The sequence below is a fragment of the Oceanobacillus sp. CFH 90083 genome, assembly GCF_009389585.1.
Taxonomy (GTDB): domain Bacteria; phylum Bacillota; class Bacilli; order Bacillales; family Amphibacillaceae; genus Oceanobacillus.
Genome location: NZ_VIYG01000007.1, coordinates 148,301 through 165,080, shown reverse-complemented (window position 1 = coordinate 165,080; position 16,780 = coordinate 148,301). Strand labels below are relative to the sequence as shown.

The following is a 16,780-nucleotide window of genomic DNA, read 5'->3' as shown; positions in this document are numbered from 1 at the left end:
ATTTAGTCTGCACTTATAAAATGGTCAGCAGAGACGCTATCAGAGAGATAATCTAAAATACCAGCCCTGATAGCGTCAAACTGCTGACTGTTTGATAACTTTAACCAATAAAATGGTTATAAGCTATGTTGCTATATTTTTTCTTCTCTTTCTCCGCGGTGTATCCCGATAAATACTAGCCATATAGATCACAAGAGCTATCCAGATTAATGCAAAAGTAATCATATGGTGCACCGTAAATGTCTCATTATATAAGAACACACCCAGGAAAAACATAATGGTCGGTGCGACATACTGTAAGAACCCAACCATTGCCAATGGAATCCGTTTGGCACCTGCAGCGAATAGCAGTAAAGGTACAGCAGTAACGACCCCGCTGCCAATCAGTAAAAGATTATCCGGTACAAATAAAGGAGAAAAAGTAAATGATTGTTCTGCCGGGACAAAGATTAGATATAAGAGTGCAACGGGTGCAATCACCAGCGTTTCAATCGTCAGTCCATACATGGCATGCAGGTTGAGTGTTTTTTTGATAAGTCCATAAAAACCGAAGCTCATCGCCAGTAAAAGAGAAATCCATGGAAACACGCCATAGCTCAGCGTTAAATAAAGCACACCGAAACCAGCGAGAATAAAGGATAAGATCTGTCCTTTGCTTGTCTTTTCTTTCAATACAAAGACCGCCAATAAAATGCTGATTAAAGGATTGATATAATATCCTAGGCTGGCCTGGAGCACATGCCCATGCTGTACCGAGAAAATAAACAAAAACCAGTTGATCGATATGACAATAGAAGCCGTAACCACAGCCAACGTTTTCTTTCTATCTTTCTTCAGTAAATGAACGGTCTCGATTAAATGCCGCCAATTGCCTGTAACCAATACTAAAACTATCATAAAGATTAAGCTCCAGACAATTCGATGAGCAAGGACTTCACCAGCCGGGATGTGTTCAAGAAGCTTCCAGTATATCGGAAATATCCCCCATAATAAATAAGCAATAAAGGTAATGACTGCCCCTTGCTGTATAGATTTATCCTCCATTTTTCATTCCTGCTTTCTGAAAATTAAACTAATAGTGTGTGTTCAAATCGCCACTTATCATATAGTGATTTTTTCGAACATCCTCTAATATTAAAACTTTATCAGAAAGGAAGCAATGGTTTTTCAAATTAATTAAAGTGCGTGTTAAAAAAGTTCGATGAAAAGGACTAAGAAGTTCAAGGCGGCGCAGCTTTGAGGGACGAGCTTCCACAGAGGGTGGTGATTTCTGTGTTTTCCCATACGGACGTGGACGGTCTTAATAGAAGTTCCTGTTCTCGATGTGTCACTTTTATTGGAACTTTTGAACATTCTCTTAAACAGAAACATTTCCAACAGCCCAGGAATACTTTATCATAGGGGTATAGACTCATCATAATTTATTAAAGATGGGAGAGGTATAAATGGGGAAAAAGTTTAAGCATATAGAAACCGAATTGATTCATAAGGGGTACGATTCGAAAGAATTGCTTGGCAGTTTAACACCGCCAATTTTTCAAACGACTACATTCACCTTTGAGACAGCGGAGCAGGGAGCGGCCCGTTTTGCTGGAGAAGAAGAGGGGCATGTCTATACCCGCATCAGCAACCCGACTGTGCAAGTTCTGGAGCAGAAGCTGGCGGCATTGGAAAAGGCGGAAAAGGGACTCGCATTTGCTTCAGGAATGGCGGCAATATCTGCCGTTTTAATTGCACTTACCAAAGCAAATGACCATATTATCTGCTCTTCCGGGTTATATGGCTGCACCTTTGGACTGTTGTCTATGATGGATGAAAAATATAATATCCAAACAGACTATGTAGCAATGACCGATGCTAAAAATATAGAGGATAAAATCAGGCCGGAAACAAAGGTTTTTTATATTGAAACACCGATTAATCCAACTATGGAAGTGATTGATCTTGAGCTGGTGAGCAGTATTGCTAAGAAGCATAATATTTTAGTTGTGGTAGATAATACATTTTCAACACCATATTTACAGCGACCGCTGGAACTGGGAGCGGATGTTGTTGTGCATAGTGCGACAAAATATTTAGGCGGGCATGGTGATGTGATTGCTGGAATAGCAGCGGGCAAAAAAGAATTAATGGAGCAAATCGCAGCAACCACGCAGAAGGATATTGGTGGTATTTTATCGCCCTTTGATGCCTGGCTTGTGATTCGTGGAATGAAGACATTACCGCTCAGAATGGATAAACATTCTGAAAATGCCTTACAGATTGCAGAAAAACTAAAACAGCATCCAAAGGTGAAGCACATATTCTATCCAGGAGATCCAGATGCTGGCGGGTATTCTATTATGAAAAAACAAATGAAATCTGGCGGAGGTACGCTTTCTTTTGAAATCGATGGAGGGAAGGAAGAGGTCCAGGAATTTCTAAATAAACTGCAATTCATAAAAATTGCTGTCAGCCTTGGTGATACTGAAACCTTGATTCAACATCCAGCTACTATGACACATGCAGTAGTTCCGTATGAACAGCGTCAAAAAATGGGAATAACAGACGCTTTGATCCGCTTATCTGTTGGGATAGAAGCATGGCAGGATATTTGGGAGGATTTGAATCAGGCTTTGGATCGTTTCAAATAGTTTCATCTGAGGGCTTTTTGAATATCCCCTGTAAAGTAGAACGGTTTTAATAGACCGGGTAATCGCAACGCTTTTGATGGGGCGAGTAGTCCCAGTTCCGGCGATGTGGTCAGATAAATATGATCGATACAATGGGAGTTGATGAGGAGGAATAATCATAACTCCAGTTAAGGCATTCAGTATCTTTTCAGACCTGGCTTGCTGCAATTGCTTTCAACATGCTGTGGTGAAACGAAACTCCATTCGTCTCCGCTGAATGAAGTTTCGTTTTGTGCTATGATAAAATCATAACTTCCTTTTTAGTGGAGAAGAACTGATAGGAGCAGGATATATGGGCATATATTCAATTATTATTGGATTAATTTTTGTTATAAATATTGCATTGGCTATATCGATTATTTTTCTGGAGCGGAAAGATCCGACTTCTTCCTGGGCATGGGTAATGGTTCTGTTGTTTATTCCTGTTTTAGGATTTATTCTTTATTTAATTTTTGGACGGCCTATCAGCAATCGCCGGATATTCAAATGGGATCAGCGGAGCAGAATGGATGTGCAAAAGGCTGTACAACAGCAGATAAATGCTATAGAGGATGACACATTCCAATTAAATCATGAGGACTTAAAAAAGCATCAGGATTTAGTTTATCTCCATCTGCGTAATGACGATTCCATTTATTCACAGAATAATGGCGTAGATATTTTTACGGACGGGCATAAGAAATTTGATGCACTTTTAGAAGACATCAGCCGGGCGAAACATCATATTCATGTGCAATATTATATTATGCGGAGTGACGGACTGGGAACCAGACTTGCCAACGCACTGATAAAAAAAGCAAGAGAAGGTGTATGTGTCAGGCTCTTGTATGATGATATGGGCTCCAGATCACTTAAGAAAAGCTACATAAAAAAATTAAAAGAAGCGGGCGTTTTTGTCGAAGCATTTTTCCCGTCGAATTTTATCATAAATTTTAAAATTAATTACCGGAACCATCGAAAGCTAGCGATTATTGATGGAGAAATTGGTTATATTGGCGGTTTCAATGTTGGAGATGAATATTTGGGGATGAAAAGTAAATTCGGTTATTGGCGTGATACGCATCTGCGGATAATTGGAGATGCTGTGCAAAGCATGCAGACACGCTTTGTATTGGACTGGAATCAAGCTTCTAAGCTGAAGATTTCTTATGAAGAGGAGCATTTCAAAACGATTTCTGGAGGTAATATAGGAATGCAGATTGTTTCCAGCGGTCCAGATTCAGAGTATGAGCAAATCAAAAATGGATACATTAAAATGATTATGGAAGCTGAAGAGTACATCTATATTCAGACACCCTATTTTATACCGGATGAAAGCTTGCGTGATGCCTTGCGTATTGCTGTGTTATCAGGAGTAGATGTAAAAATAATGATTCCTAATAAACCGGACCATCCCTTTGTTTATTGGGCGACCATGTATTATTGCGGTGACTTGCTGGGTGCCGGTGCAGAGATTTTTATTTACCAAAATGGCTTCTTGCATGCAAAAACAATTATTGTTGATGGAAGAATAGCTTCCGTTGGTACGGCAAATATTGATGTGAGAAGCTTCCGGCTTAATTTTGAGGTCAATGCCTTCTTATACGATATTGATGTGGTCGGCCGATTAATAGAAAAGTTCAGTCAGGATTTAATCCACTCTACGCAAATGACCAAAAAGCTCTATGATAAGCGTTCTATCGGAATTCGTTTAAAGGAGTCTGTTTCACGTTTAATTTCACCAGTTTTGTAATGGATGAACAAGTACCTAAAAGTAAACATACCAGGAGGAAATAAAGATGAATGCAAAACCTTGTTCCGCATCATTAGCTTTAAAAACAACACATGTACTTCCGCCAGATACCAATCATTATGGAACCTTATTTGGGGGACAATTGATGGCGCATCTTGATGATATTGGCGGCATTGCAGCAGTAAAGCATGCAAATAGCCCGGTTGTTACGGCATCAACGGATTCCGTTGATTTTTTAGCTCCTGTAAAAGTTGGGCAATATATTTCGATTGAAGCCTTTGTAACCTGGACACGCCATACCTCTATGGAGGTATTTATCCGGGCTATTACAGAAGATCTCCGGACGGGAGAAAGAACAGCATGTACCACAGCATTTATGACCTTTGTAGCGGTGGATGAAAACGGCAGACCAGTTGAAGTGCCGCCTGTTTATCCAGAGACAGAGGATGAAAAAATGCTTCATGAAAGTGCGCCGCTCCGTGCTAACCGCCGTGCAGAGCGGAGAAAGCAGTCTAAGCAGCTGGCAGAAACTTTTGGAACAGTCTATCGGACAGAAAAATAAGGCTATATTATATTAAAAAACCAGTTAAAATCGAAACAGTCGATTTTAACTGGTTTTTTAGGCAGATAAGGAAGTATAAAACGAAACTTCATTCAGTGGGAGTTTTTGACGCACAAATGTTTCCAGTGGAGCGAGTAATCGCAGTCCCATTCCCGGCCAGTTACACTGCGATAAATTTATTTTTACGCTTTATTTTGAGGCGGGAGTTTCACGGACAGTTCTCCGTGATAAATATATTTGCATCTAGATAGTAGGATTTATCTTATCATTTGTATTAGATTTCTATTTTATCCTTTATACCAAACTTGTAAAATTCCATAAAATATGAATTAGAATTGGACCATATAATGAGTCTGTTTTTTTATAAACGAAGCATGTGATAATACTTACCATAAATATAAAAAGTCTCTGCGGCAGAGGAACATTATGCATTAAAGCGAAAATTAGTGAAGTAATCATCATTCCCAGCCAAAACGGAAGATAAATGCGTGAAAAATCCAAAATGACTCGTTTCATGAATAACTCCTCCCAAACGGGAACAAATATACCAGTTGCTATTATAAACAAGATGATAATCGGTATAGAAGTGATCTGTACGGTTTCTACCTCATAATCCTGACTGTTGACAGGAAGATATGAAACTGCCCCCGACGAAACAGCTACGAGTAAATAACCCACAAAGACATAAATATAATTCTTTATACTTCGAAAAAAATCAAATCTCAGTTTCTCAGAAAAGAAAGCACGGTTTTGTTTTAATGATAAGAATATAATGATAAAGAAAAAACCGATGACGACTGAATCCCCAATATAATCGAGGATAATAGAATCAAATAAAGCTTGAAAAATAATAAATAGGAAAATAATGATAGTTAATAGCAAAGTACAAAAAATAAGACTCCACTGTTGTCTTTTCTCCATAGGCAGTTTAATCCCTTTCAATATATTAAAAATAAACATGGAACTATTATACCTCCATTTAGTAAGTTAGTCTATTAGCATCTGATTCTTTTGGCACATAAAATTAACATTTTTATATAGAAATAAATAATTAGACGTGGTATTGTTTGATTATAAGTTTTTCCTGATTTTACACATTACTTAAAAGGAGGTGAATACAATGTATAAAAAAATGACAGTACTTAATCTTCCAATCTTATTACTTTTAATTATTTTATTATTTAGCTTTTCAACAAACGTTTCCGCTGAAGAAAGCAATCAGAATACTTATGAAATTGAAGTGATTGATGAAAGCGTCCAACAAAATGAAAGTAATGAAGGCCCTAGCATAGCATGTGCTTCATGTAATCAATATAAGAGTAGCATAGTTTCTCAAACATTAATTTCAAGAAAATATACAGGCACAGTCACACTTTCAAGAAGCACAACTCTATCTATGAAACTTGAATTTAAGTATAAAGGTATTAACATTTCATTTGGTGGTAAGACGGTTAGCTCCTCTAGTAAAAAGTTTAAGGAATACAAAGTAACTAAAAATTATAAAATCCGAGTAAAAACTTATAACCCTATGGGGCGATTACTTTCAAATGAAGTGGTAACTAAAAAGATTACATCTACTGAAAGAGTTCCAATATAAAGTAAACATATAAAAACTCTGATTAAATGGCTTTTACGCTATATTTAATCAGAGTTTTTATGATGCCATAATTAGATGAAAGATTCTTTTTTCTATATCACCTTTCACCAAGTACCATTAATGGGTCATATCTCTCCCATTCCGCTTTCTAATGGTTTATGTCAGAGGAAGTTTTCTCCTGATAGGAATACCAGTCGGCAATGTAATAACTATCCATTGTACGAAGCTCCTTGATCACAAAATGCCGGCCACTGCCTTTATTTAAAATAGCGATATCCAGGGTAGCAAGGGACTGCTTTCGATGAAGCGGATGTTGTTTTTGTTGCAAAGCTTGAACTCTGCGATGCTGAATGATAGCTGTATCCTTGCTGAATATTCGTGCCTGAACAATTATTTGCTGTTCATCAATAATATATCCGGCTGATTTAAATGCGGTAAATCCTATAATTCCTGCAGCCAGCATAATAATGGCAGGTATCCAGATATAGGATAAAAAGAAGGTTCCCACCGCAATAACAGCCAGCAATGGAATACTCATAGAACGCCATAGGTAGTACGGTAATGCTTTTTTGGGTGGATGAACCAGGCTTTCTGTATGATAATTATACTCTGGCAGGAATTCGCCCAGAAAAGCTGTAAATTCTTTCTTACGCAATAGCGGGAAAATAATTGTATTTACTTCCTGGCTATTATTTGTCTCGCCACTGGCAATTTCAACATAAGGTCGGGCAAAGCCGAAAAGCTGATGAACAGGAGATTCCTTGATCCCGACTGCTTGTATTCTTTTTAGCGGAATGGTTGTTTGTTTTTTCTCCAATAAACCCCTTGTAATAAACAATTCCTTTTCATAACGTGTAATCGTGAAATTCCAATCCCTGATTACGGTGTAAAGAATACTAAATAACCATAAAAATAGGACAACGATTATTGCTAAAGCAATGATAATTTGCATCCCGAGAGATAGAATCCATCGGGTTGCATCATCGTAAAATTGATCCGGAATCAATGTTTCTACCTGTGAGAAGGCAACACCGAAAAGCCCAATTAAAATTCCGAAGCTTGCTGAAGTAGAGCCGGTAATTAGAAGAGCTTGAATCGTTATTTTCCGCTTAGGGACACTGCCTTCATCCGGTTCATCCCGTTCTGTGTTTGCTGCTTCTGCTGCTTCCAATTGCTCTGCTTCGGGCAGTTGTTTTTTATATTTCAATTCATCATGAAGCATGGTTCCATCCTGCATGATGACAGCAGACAATGCTGCATCCGTAGAGGAGTCATTTCCAGCTGTTTCAATAGCTACTTTAGTTAGACCAAAGATGCGGTGAATAACGTTCTGTGATAAATCAATCGATTGAATCCGATGCTTGGATAGGGTGCGTTTTTTTCGAATGAGAATACCCCGCTCAATCCGTAATTGGTCTTCTTCTAATTGATAGGTGAAACGAAACCATGATAAAAAACTGAATAAAAGAATCAATCCAATAATAATGGGGACAGCAATCATCACAATATAACCGAGACCACCGCTAATCAAAGCAATAGCAGCAGGTAAGATCCCGAGAATGGACTGCTTTAATGTCTGAATAATGTCAAATATAATTGCAGCAGGGTGTAATCGCTTCGGTTTAGACATCATCTTGTTCCACCCTCGCTAATTCAGAGATTTGGTCACGTAAATCGGATGCATCCTCTTCGGGTAGAGCAGGTATCTGATGGGTAGTTGCTGCAGTTGATATTTCCAGGGTTGCCAGCTTATATTTTTTCAAGATGGGACCCTGCTGTGTATCGACATGCTGGACACGAATCATTGGAACAATCGTCCGTGTTACAATCAGTATCCCATGCTGTATGTATATTTCCTGATCATACACCTGATAACGCCATCTGCGCCATCTTAATTTTGGAATAATAAAAGCTGTAATAATCCATTCTAACATGGTAAGGCCAGCTGCTATAAAAACAATCCAAATCGGCAGAAAATCGAAAATAATATAAGCTACAAATGCACCAATTGTAATAAGTAAAAAGATAAGACCATAAATATGTGCTGTGAGCTGCCACGCTTTGATCGCATCTGTGGCAATTTTGACATTAGGCTGTTCCCGCATGTATTTTCTCTCCTTGCATTTAACGGTAGCTCTATTATACAAAAATAGAGGAAGTTTAGAAAAGATTTAAGAAAATCCAAATATATCAGCAAGCCTAATATCCATATTTCATTATTCTTCTGAAGTATATATTAGGGTTTTACCATACATTTGGATTTTTCATCATGTCAAAGCTATCTTATTTCAGATGAAAGAGCGGGTTACTCTGCTTCTTTGCCATGGATGTCATCTGCTATGACATATTCTTCCGCCCAGCGCTGAATATCTTTAATAACAGGTTCAAGTGCTTTTCCTTTTTCTGATAATGTATACTCAATCCGAACTGGAAATTCCGAATAGATATTTCGCTCGACAATTCCTTCTTTTTCCAAAAGCTTCAAACGATCAGAAAGCAAGCGGCCGCTAATTGGGAGGTCTGCTTCCATCTCTGAAAAACGTTTTGCTCCCTTTAATAATTCAAATAAAATTAGACCGACCCAGCGTGTACTTAATAAGACCATTGCTTTTTCAAAGCGTGGACATAATTGATTCATGTTGCTACCTCCGTAGAATTAACCGTTATATTTGACGTGTGTAATATATGCATTAGTTACAAAAAGTAATCTAATTATAGCGTATCATAAATAGGGGGAGTAGTAAATGAACGCAAGGAGGATGGAAATGATAAAAAATTTTTTGGCAGTTAAGACAGCTTTCTTACTGCATAAGTGTAACGAAGGCGATTAATCCTGTGCCTTTCTGACTTGGCTTGCCAAGTTTTCTTTAGAAATATTTCGGGGAATATGGAATAATAATAAGGTGTGATACAAAGAACATTTAAATTTGTGAATATGGAGGTATACATCTATGGTTCAAATACAGGTACAAGAAAAGTATGCTGAATTAACACTGAAAAAAGGGGTAAATTTACAAAAAGGGCAAGCGCTAATGATTAATGCACCAATTGAAGGAGCAGAATTTACACGTATTGTAGCGCGTAAAGCCTACGAAATGGGGGCAAAGGATGTTCATATTAACTGGGTAGACGATGAGCTGACTTTGCTAAAATATGAGCATGCACCGGACGAGGTAATTGCAAGCTATCCGGAATGGAAAGTGAAATTACATGATACATTTGCCGAGGATGGAGCAGCAGTTGTAAACATTCGTTCCACAAATCCAGATTTGTTAAAAGATATTGCCCCATCGCGTGTAGCAAAAGCAAATAAAGCAGCTGCAGAAGCAATGGTGAATTTTCGTAAATATACGATGAATGACCGCATTCCCTGGACGATTATTTCTATCCCGTCAAAGGACTGGGCAAAAAAAATCTTCCCTGATAAATCCGAAGAGGATGCTGTTTCCAGCCTATGGGAAGCTATTTTAAAAATTGTCCGTGTTGACCAGGATGATCCTGTTGCGGCATGGGATAAACATAATGAAACGCTCAAAACAGCTAGAGAAGTGTTAAATAAGAAAAGCTATAAAAAGTTAATTTTCAAAGCACCTGGCACAGATTTGGAAATGGAGCTGCCGGAAGGACATATTTGGAAGGGGGGATCGGCAGTAGCAGAAACCGGTGTTACGTTTAATCCGAATATGCCGACAGAAGAAGTTTTCTCTGTACCGCATAAATATGGCATCAATGGAACGGTATCCAGTACAAAACCATTGAATTATGGAGGTAGCCTGATTGATAATTTCTCCTTAACCTTTGAAGATGGAAAGGTAGTTGATTTTCAGGCAGAGCAGGGAGAAGAGGTTTTAAAGCATTTACTTGATTCGGATGAAGGTGCCCGCCGCCTGGGAGAAATAGCTCTGGTACCAGATGAGTCTCCCGTATCACAATCAGGGCTTATTTTCTACAACACATTATTTGATGAGAATGCTTCCTGTCATATTGCCTTAGGGAAGGCTTATCCAACAAATTTAGAAGGTGGAGCTTCCATGGATTTAGACGAACTGAATAAACATGGTGTAAATGACAGCTTGGTTCATGTTGATTTTATGATCGGATCTGACAAAATGGATATTGACGGTATTACTGCAGATGGTAAATCAGAGCCGGTTTTCCGTAACGGAACGTGGGCACTGGATGTAAAGTGAAACTTAATGAATTGAGGGTTTTACAGCAAGTTATACTGATAAAGTGAACGATTTTAAAAAAACGGCAGCGAGACTATCTATGTCTTGCTGCCGTTTTTTTTATTTTTGAGGCAGGAACACATTTTTAGTCCGTGTTCTTGTTGAACATTCTTTCTATGAACTTTCCCTAACCACAAATTTATCATTTTTAACAAGCACAGCTTTAATTTTTCGATAGGTGTAGTCTTCCGGCAAAGCCTCTTTCAGCTCTTTTAATCCAGTTGCATCTGTTTCCTCATGCTTTGATAAAATGACATCCTCTTCCTGGCTATTAAAGAATAAGCTCCAATTAAGTGTATATCCTTTTTGGGAGGCCTGGAAGATATGTGCTTCGATCGTCTGCTCTTTTAAATCGCGGATAGAGGCAATTTCCCGAATCGTTTTCCCTTTTTGCAGAAGCTCATACGATTTTTGGTAAGATGGCCGGTCATCTGTATCTTTAGCTTTAGCTGATTTTTGATAATGAATAGCTGTAGGTGCTTTGTAATCCGGATTTTGTTCTTTCCATTCGGCAATAGCTTCCAGAAATGGTTCTCCATATAAATCATATTTCTTTTGTCCTATCCCTTTTAAGCGTAAGAATTCGTCCTTATCTTCCGGAAGGTAACGGGCCATTTCCTTTAATGTCATGTCTGAAAATAGCACATAAGGCGGCAGTCCCAGCTCTTGCGACATGGATCTTCTTAACTGTCGCAGTACTTCAAACAAATCTGTACTGTAGTCCGTTTCCTGAACGGTAGGGACATCCTGAATGAACATCGTTACATGTTCTTTCCCTGTCAGGATATCCATCGATTTTCGATTTAACTTTAAAGTAGGAAATTGCCCTTCTTCTGTTGATAGACAGGCTTCAGCAATTAAGAAGTAGATTCTTTCTGTAATTTCTTTCTCGGTATATTTTGACAGAATCCCGTAAGTCGATAATTTTGTTAAACCGAATTGAATCAGCTTTTTATCTTTTGAGCCTTTTAAGACTTTGGCTGTCATGGAAACACCAAAGCGTTCACGCATCCGCTTCACACAGGATAAAATCATCTGTGCTTCCTCAGTAATATCCTCCAATTCTCCCTGCTTCAGGCAATTACTACAACGACCGCAGGATGCAGAGGCAGATCCCATCTGAAAGTAGTTCAGAATATAACTGTTTAAGCAGCTCTGAGTACGGCAATAATTCACCATTTTATTTAATTTTTGATACTCACGCTGTACCCCTTCCTCATCCATCTCTGATTTCTCAATCAAGAACTTTTGTGTATGAATATCTTGAGGGGAAAATAGTAAAACGCAATTGCTCGGTTCGCCATCCCGGCCGGCTCTTCCAGCTTCCTGATAATATGATTCCATATTCATCGGGATCGCGTAATGGATAATAAAGCGGACATTTGATTTATCAATTCCCATTCCAAACGCAGTAGTAGCAACCATTAATTCTGTCTGATCAAAAATAAATGCTGTTTGTGCGGCTTGTCTTTCCTGCTCCGATAATCCGCCATGATATTTGGAGACAGCATAGCCTTTCTCTTTTAGGACATCATAGATATGCTCGACCTGTTTCCGTGTAGCTGCATAAATAATACCGACTTCTCCTCGATGCTTTTTTAAATAGGAAAAAATATAGTCTAATTTATTTACGCCTTTTTCGATAAAAAAGGATAGATTTTTTCGCTCAAAGCCTGTATGCACGGTATGTGCAGGAGTAATATGCAGAAGCTCCTGAATATCTTCAATTACTTCGGGGGTAGCTGTAGCCGTAAGTCCCATAATAATTGGATTGCCGCCAATCTCCTGCAGAATAGGAACAATTGAGCGGTAGCTGGGACGAAAATCATGCCCCCATTGGGAAATGCAATGCGCTTCATCAAAGGCAATCAATGAAATATTCGTTTGCTGTAAGGCATGAATAAAAGAACCCGATTCAAATCGCTCCGGAGCAACATAAACAAATTGATACCGGTTTTGCTGCATTGCTATCAGCCGCTGGCGCTGTTCAGCTGCAGAAATAGAGCTGTTAATACAGGTTGCAGCCACCCCAAGTGCGTGTAATCCGTCAACTTGATCCTTCATCAATGAAATAAGCGGTGAAATAATAATTGCTGTTCCATTCAATGCAAGTCCAGGAACTTGATAGCAGAGCGATTTTCCGCCACCGGTCGGCATGACAGCAAGGGCATTTTTACCTTGATCAATATGATTAATAACCTCAGCCTGTCCAGGACGGAAGCTGGCATAGCCGAAGTAATTCTGTAAAATATGTAAATGACTTTCCATAGATAAATCTCCCTTTTAGCAGTTGGTTGGAGCTGGAACGGCGCTTACTTAGCCTTTGTTCTTAGTCAGCGGGGGCTGAAAAGAAAAACCCTGCTGAATGAAGTTTCACTTTATATCCTAGAACGTTTTATCTGAAAAGTAAAGGGAAGGAAAATGAGAATTGATAACTGAAAATACCGGGAAAAAGCAAATATTGTATAGAGAAAGGTAATTTTTTCAGCAGATAACATCATATGAATTTACATTTTCCTGTTTCATCTATAAAATGTGCTATATCTTTTAGAAAAGGGGGAGGTATAGATGGTTCCTTCTTTGTTATTTGAATTAATGTTAATTGGTTTGTTAGGAGTCGCATCTCAATGGATTGCCTGGCGCTTTCGTATGCCGGCTATCGTTGTAATGGCGGCCACCGGACTGATGATTGGCCCTATTTTCGGATTAATTAACCCAGAACAGGATTTTGGGGACTTGTACAGCCCGCTTATCTCTGTTGCTGTAGCAATTATATTATTTGAAGGAAGTTTAAATTTAAGCTTTAAAGAATTACGTGGTGTCGGGAAGCCTATTTTTCGGATATCTACAGCAGGTGCATTGATTGCCTGGATTTTGGGGTCGCTGACAGCTCATTATATTGCCGGATTATCGTGGGCAGTTGCCTTTGTAATTGGCGGTTTATTTGTTGTGACAGGACCGACAGTGATTATGCCCCTCCTCCGTCAGGCCAAGTTAAAAGCACGGCCGGCGAAGGTTTTAAAATGGGAAGGAATTATTGTGGACCCTATCGGGGCATTGCTTGCTGTTTTTGCTTTTGAGATTATCACTTTTATGACAGCATCTGACCCGGAAGTAAGCCAGATTTTATTATTCTTTGCAGGCTCTATTTTTGCCGTTTTTTTAGGCTGGATTTTAGGACGCGGACTTGGGTGGATGTTCGAGATGGGGCATGTACCTGAATTTTTAAAATCTCCGACAGTTGTCGTTGTTGTCTTATTCTGCTTTACCATAGCAGATGTAGTCATGCATGAGACGGGTCTTTTATCTGTAACAGCAATGGGAATTACCCTGGCAAATATGGGGATTCGCTCTGTATCGGATATGCGTCATTTTAAGGAAAACATTTCCGTACTATTGATTTCAACGATTTTTATTATGCTGACTGCCTCGCTTGATGTGACAACAATTATGCAGATCTTTAATCCGCATATTATTGGCTATGTATTACTGATGATGTTTGCTGTCCGTCCGTTATCCATTTTCTTATCAACGATTGGAACCGGACTAAGTCTTAATGAAAAGGTGCTGATTGGCTGGATTGCACCGCGGGGAATTGTTGCATTAACCGTTTCTGGTTATTTTGCAGGGGTCTTAACAGATGCAGGTTATGAAGATGCTTCGATTTTAACCGCATTGACCTTTGCGTTGGTTATTTTTACTGTCATTGCGCACGGTTTTTCTATCGGCTGGCTTTCTAAAAAACTGAATCTGTCGAATAAAGGAAACCCTGGAGCGCTCATTGTCGGCAGCAATCCTTTTACGGTTCAATTAGCAAAGTCATTAAAAGAAGCAAATTATCCGTCTATACTTGTTGATTCTTCATGGGAAAATCTTGCTTTAGCCAGAAGAGAAGGACTGGAATCCTATCATGGAAGTATGTTGTCTGAACAAACGGAGCATCATTTGGATACCATTCCATATGAATATTTATTGTCATTAACACATGATAAGGCTTATAATTCACTGCTTTGCACAACATTCCTCCCTGAATATGGAAGAACAAATGTGTTTAAGGTCAGCCCCTATACCGTATTCAAGGATAATGGCTATTCAACAGGTATGGTATCGCAGGTTGGCGGACGTATTTTATTTGATAAAAAGTTCTCTTTGGAAGATTTAATTGATAAAGTGGAGAATGGTTTTACTGTTCGCCAGACAACACTGACAGATCAATTTACATTTGAAGATTATAAGCAGACAAAGGACCCGGAGACAGTGTTTTTATTCTTGATTAAACCTTCTGGACAGCTGAAATTTTTCTCTGAGGAGATGCGCACCATACCAGCGGCAGGAGACAAAATTGTCAGTTTAACCAGAGAAAAAGAAGCGGAGAGGGGTTCCTCTGAAGCTTTATTCCGTTAAGGGGTTCTTATCATCATCCCCCACGGACTATCAGGTGCACTGCGACTGCTGTAAATAATAAAAGAAAAAGCTGACTCATTGTGAGTCAGCTTTTAAAATCGCTAATTATATTGCTCCAATTCTTTTCTTACCTCAGCAATTTCCCCTTCCAAACGGATAAGCTGCTCTTCCGCAGAGGAGACACGTCCTTTAACGAACTCAAGCTTATCTAAATCACCTTGAATACGGACATAATCAGACTTTAATTCATCTAATTTTTGTTCCAATTCTGCTTTGGTTGCCAAGAAAATCCCTCCTAAATTAATGCATCATCCTTGTTTTTTCTGGAATCCACAAAGGTTTGATAAAAGTGGATAACAATGGTCCGAATTACTGCATACACAGGAATAGCGAATAAAATTCCTAAAAATCCGGCAATGCTTCCTGCAGCGAGAATAACAGTAATAACGGTTAATGGATGCAGACTCAGTGCCTGTCCCATGACATTTGGAGAAATAAAGGTACTTTCCAGCTGCTGTGCAGCAAACATGATAATTGCAACCCAGATGAGGTTCATCGGATCCTGGAATCCGCCAACCAACAGGGCCGGGGCTACAGCAATATAAGGCCCTAAGAACGGGATAACGTTCATCATCATACCGAATAATGCAAGTACAAAAGCATATTCCAAGCCTATAATTAAATAACCAATTAATAATAAGATACCGACAGCAAAGCTGACTAACAGCTGTCCCTGGATAAAGGAGGACAATACATTATCAATTTTACTTAAAAGGCTGTGAAGGTTGTCCGCTTTCTTTTTGCTGAAAAATTGCAGGATGAAAGGAATCAGCCTGTCTCCATCCTTTAGCATAAAGAAAAGGAAGAATGGAATTAATACAATTCCGGCTATAATACTCACCAGCTGACCAATAAAGCTTCCTAAAAATCCAAAAACATTATTCAGTACACTTTCAATATGTCCAGGAATATCATTGGCAAAATTATTGATTGCATCAATCACCTGGTCTGGAACTAAAGCAATATTTTCCTGCCAGTAATGAATAAAATCATCCACCATCTGAACCATTCCAGGAATGCTGTCCATTAACCGGTCAAACTGATCGCGGGCGATCGGCCAAATAAATACGATAAATAATGTTATTACACCGATAAGAACCAGAAATACAATAATAATCGCCAAAATCCGCGGTACTTTATATTTGACGAGCAGATTCATCAGCGGTCTGGTTAAATAATAAAGAATGCCTGCACCGATAATTGGAAGAGCCACCGCACCAATTAACTGCAAAACCGGTGTAAAGATAAAATGTGTTATCGAAATGAGAAAAATTAATGCAAATAGACAGATAAAAAAGATAAAAAATTGGAACCAGCGTTTCTGCGTCATTTAATCACACTACTTTCTTTCTATGGGTATGATATAATTTATTTTACATTAACCTAAGAGATAAAGCCATTAACTTCCTGAAAGATTTCAAAATCTGCTTTCCTATGCTTGTATCGCATAAAAAAATGAATAAATATTAAGTTATTGTAAAAGATATTGACAAAGGTCATAAAAAAGGTTTTAATAAGTAGTAC

Annotated in this window: 14 protein-coding genes; 6 read left to right on the top strand and 8 right to left on the bottom strand. The window is 38.7% G+C overall.

Annotated elements, in window-relative coordinates; genetic code table 11:
- Positions 1-123 precede the first annotated feature (123 nt).
- Entirely contained in the window at positions 124-1,044 is a 921-nt protein-coding gene (gene rarD / locus FLK20_RS12650) for an EamA family transporter RarD (protein WP_152656941.1), read from the bottom strand.
- 401 nt (positions 1,045-1,445) lie between these two features.
- On the opposite strand from rarD, the gene megL reads away from it, so the two are divergent.
- The 3 genes from megL (at position 1,446) to FLK20_RS12635 (ending at position 4,966) form a co-directional block, all read left to right on the top strand.
- A complete protein-coding gene (gene megL, locus FLK20_RS12645; RefSeq protein WP_152656940.1) occupies positions 1,446-2,633 on the top strand; it encodes a methionine gamma-lyase in 1,188 nt (395 codons plus the stop codon).
- Positions 2,634-2,964: 331 nt separating this feature from the next.
- Complete coding sequence (gene cls, locus FLK20_RS12640) at positions 2,965-4,404, top strand: cardiolipin synthase (RefSeq protein WP_152656939.1); 1,440 nt, start codon at positions 2,965-2,967, stop codon at positions 4,402-4,404.
- A 46-nt stretch (positions 4,405-4,450) separates the two neighbouring features.
- A complete protein-coding gene (locus FLK20_RS12635) occupies positions 4,451-4,966 on the top strand; it encodes an acyl-CoA thioesterase (RefSeq protein ID WP_152656938.1) in 516 nt (171 codons plus the stop codon).
- A gap of 294 nt (positions 4,967-5,260) precedes the next feature.
- Here FLK20_RS12635 and FLK20_RS12630 read toward each other — a convergent pair whose 3' ends face one another.
- Positions 5,261-5,926 carry a CPBP family intramembrane glutamic endopeptidase gene (locus FLK20_RS12630; protein ID WP_152656937.1) on the bottom strand — a complete coding sequence of 222 codons (666 nt, stop codon included), beginning with the start codon at positions 5,924-5,926 and terminating at the stop codon, positions 5,261-5,263.
- A 160-nt stretch (positions 5,927-6,086) separates the two neighbouring features.
- Here FLK20_RS12630 and FLK20_RS12625 point away from each other — a divergent pair, with 160 nt between their 5' ends.
- Positions 6,087-6,563, top strand: coding sequence for an LMxysn_1693 family intestinal colonization protein (locus FLK20_RS12625; RefSeq protein ID WP_152656936.1), 477 nt, complete (start codon positions 6,087-6,089; stop codon positions 6,561-6,563).
- 148 nt (positions 6,564-6,711) lie between these two features.
- On the opposite strand, the gene FLK20_RS12620 is transcribed toward FLK20_RS12625, so the two are convergent.
- From FLK20_RS12620 to FLK20_RS12610, 3 genes are all read right to left on the bottom strand, one after another.
- Complete coding sequence (locus tag FLK20_RS12620; protein ID WP_227995025.1) at positions 6,712-8,193, bottom strand: PH domain-containing protein; 1,482 nt, start codon at positions 8,191-8,193, stop codon at positions 6,712-6,714.
- Entirely contained in the window at positions 8,186-8,668 is a 483-nt protein-coding gene (locus FLK20_RS12615; RefSeq protein ID WP_152656934.1) for a PH domain-containing protein, read from the bottom strand. The genes FLK20_RS12620 and FLK20_RS12615 overlap by 8 nt, the downstream gene beginning before the upstream one ends.
- A 200-nt stretch (positions 8,669-8,868) precedes the next feature.
- Positions 8,869-9,201, bottom strand: a complete 333-nt coding sequence (locus tag FLK20_RS12610; protein ID WP_152656933.1) for a winged helix-turn-helix transcriptional regulator — start codon at positions 9,199-9,201, stop codon at positions 8,869-8,871.
- 313 nt (positions 9,202-9,514) lie between these two features.
- Between FLK20_RS12610 and FLK20_RS12605 the strand changes: the two genes are divergently transcribed.
- Positions 9,515-10,753, top strand: a complete 1,239-nt coding sequence (locus FLK20_RS12605) for an aminopeptidase (RefSeq protein WP_152656932.1) — start codon at positions 9,515-9,517, stop codon at positions 10,751-10,753.
- Positions 10,754-10,906: 153 nt separating this feature from the next.
- Here FLK20_RS12605 and recQ read toward each other — a convergent pair whose 3' ends face one another.
- Complete coding sequence (gene recQ / locus FLK20_RS12600; protein ID WP_152656931.1) at positions 10,907-13,060, bottom strand: DNA helicase RecQ; 2,154 nt, start codon at positions 13,058-13,060, stop codon at positions 10,907-10,909.
- 300 nt (positions 13,061-13,360) lie between these two features.
- Here recQ and FLK20_RS12595 point away from each other — a divergent pair, with 300 nt between their 5' ends.
- Positions 13,361-15,196 (top strand): cation:proton antiporter, encoded by a 1,836-nt coding sequence (locus FLK20_RS12595; RefSeq protein WP_152656930.1) that lies wholly within the window; start codon positions 13,361-13,363, stop codon positions 15,194-15,196.
- 101 nt (positions 15,197-15,297) lie between these two features.
- Here the strand turns inward: FLK20_RS12595 and FLK20_RS12590 are convergent, their stop codons facing one another.
- Together FLK20_RS12590 and FLK20_RS12585 are read right to left on the bottom strand one after the other, a co-directional pair.
- Positions 15,298-15,480, bottom strand: coding sequence for an SE1832 family protein (locus tag FLK20_RS12590; RefSeq protein WP_152656929.1), 183 nt, complete (start codon positions 15,478-15,480; stop codon positions 15,298-15,300).
- Positions 15,481-15,491: 11 nt separating this feature from the next.
- Entirely contained in the window at positions 15,492-16,586 is a 1,095-nt protein-coding gene (locus tag FLK20_RS12585) for an AI-2E family transporter (protein WP_152656928.1), read from the bottom strand.
- Positions 16,587-16,780 lie beyond the last annotated feature (194 nt).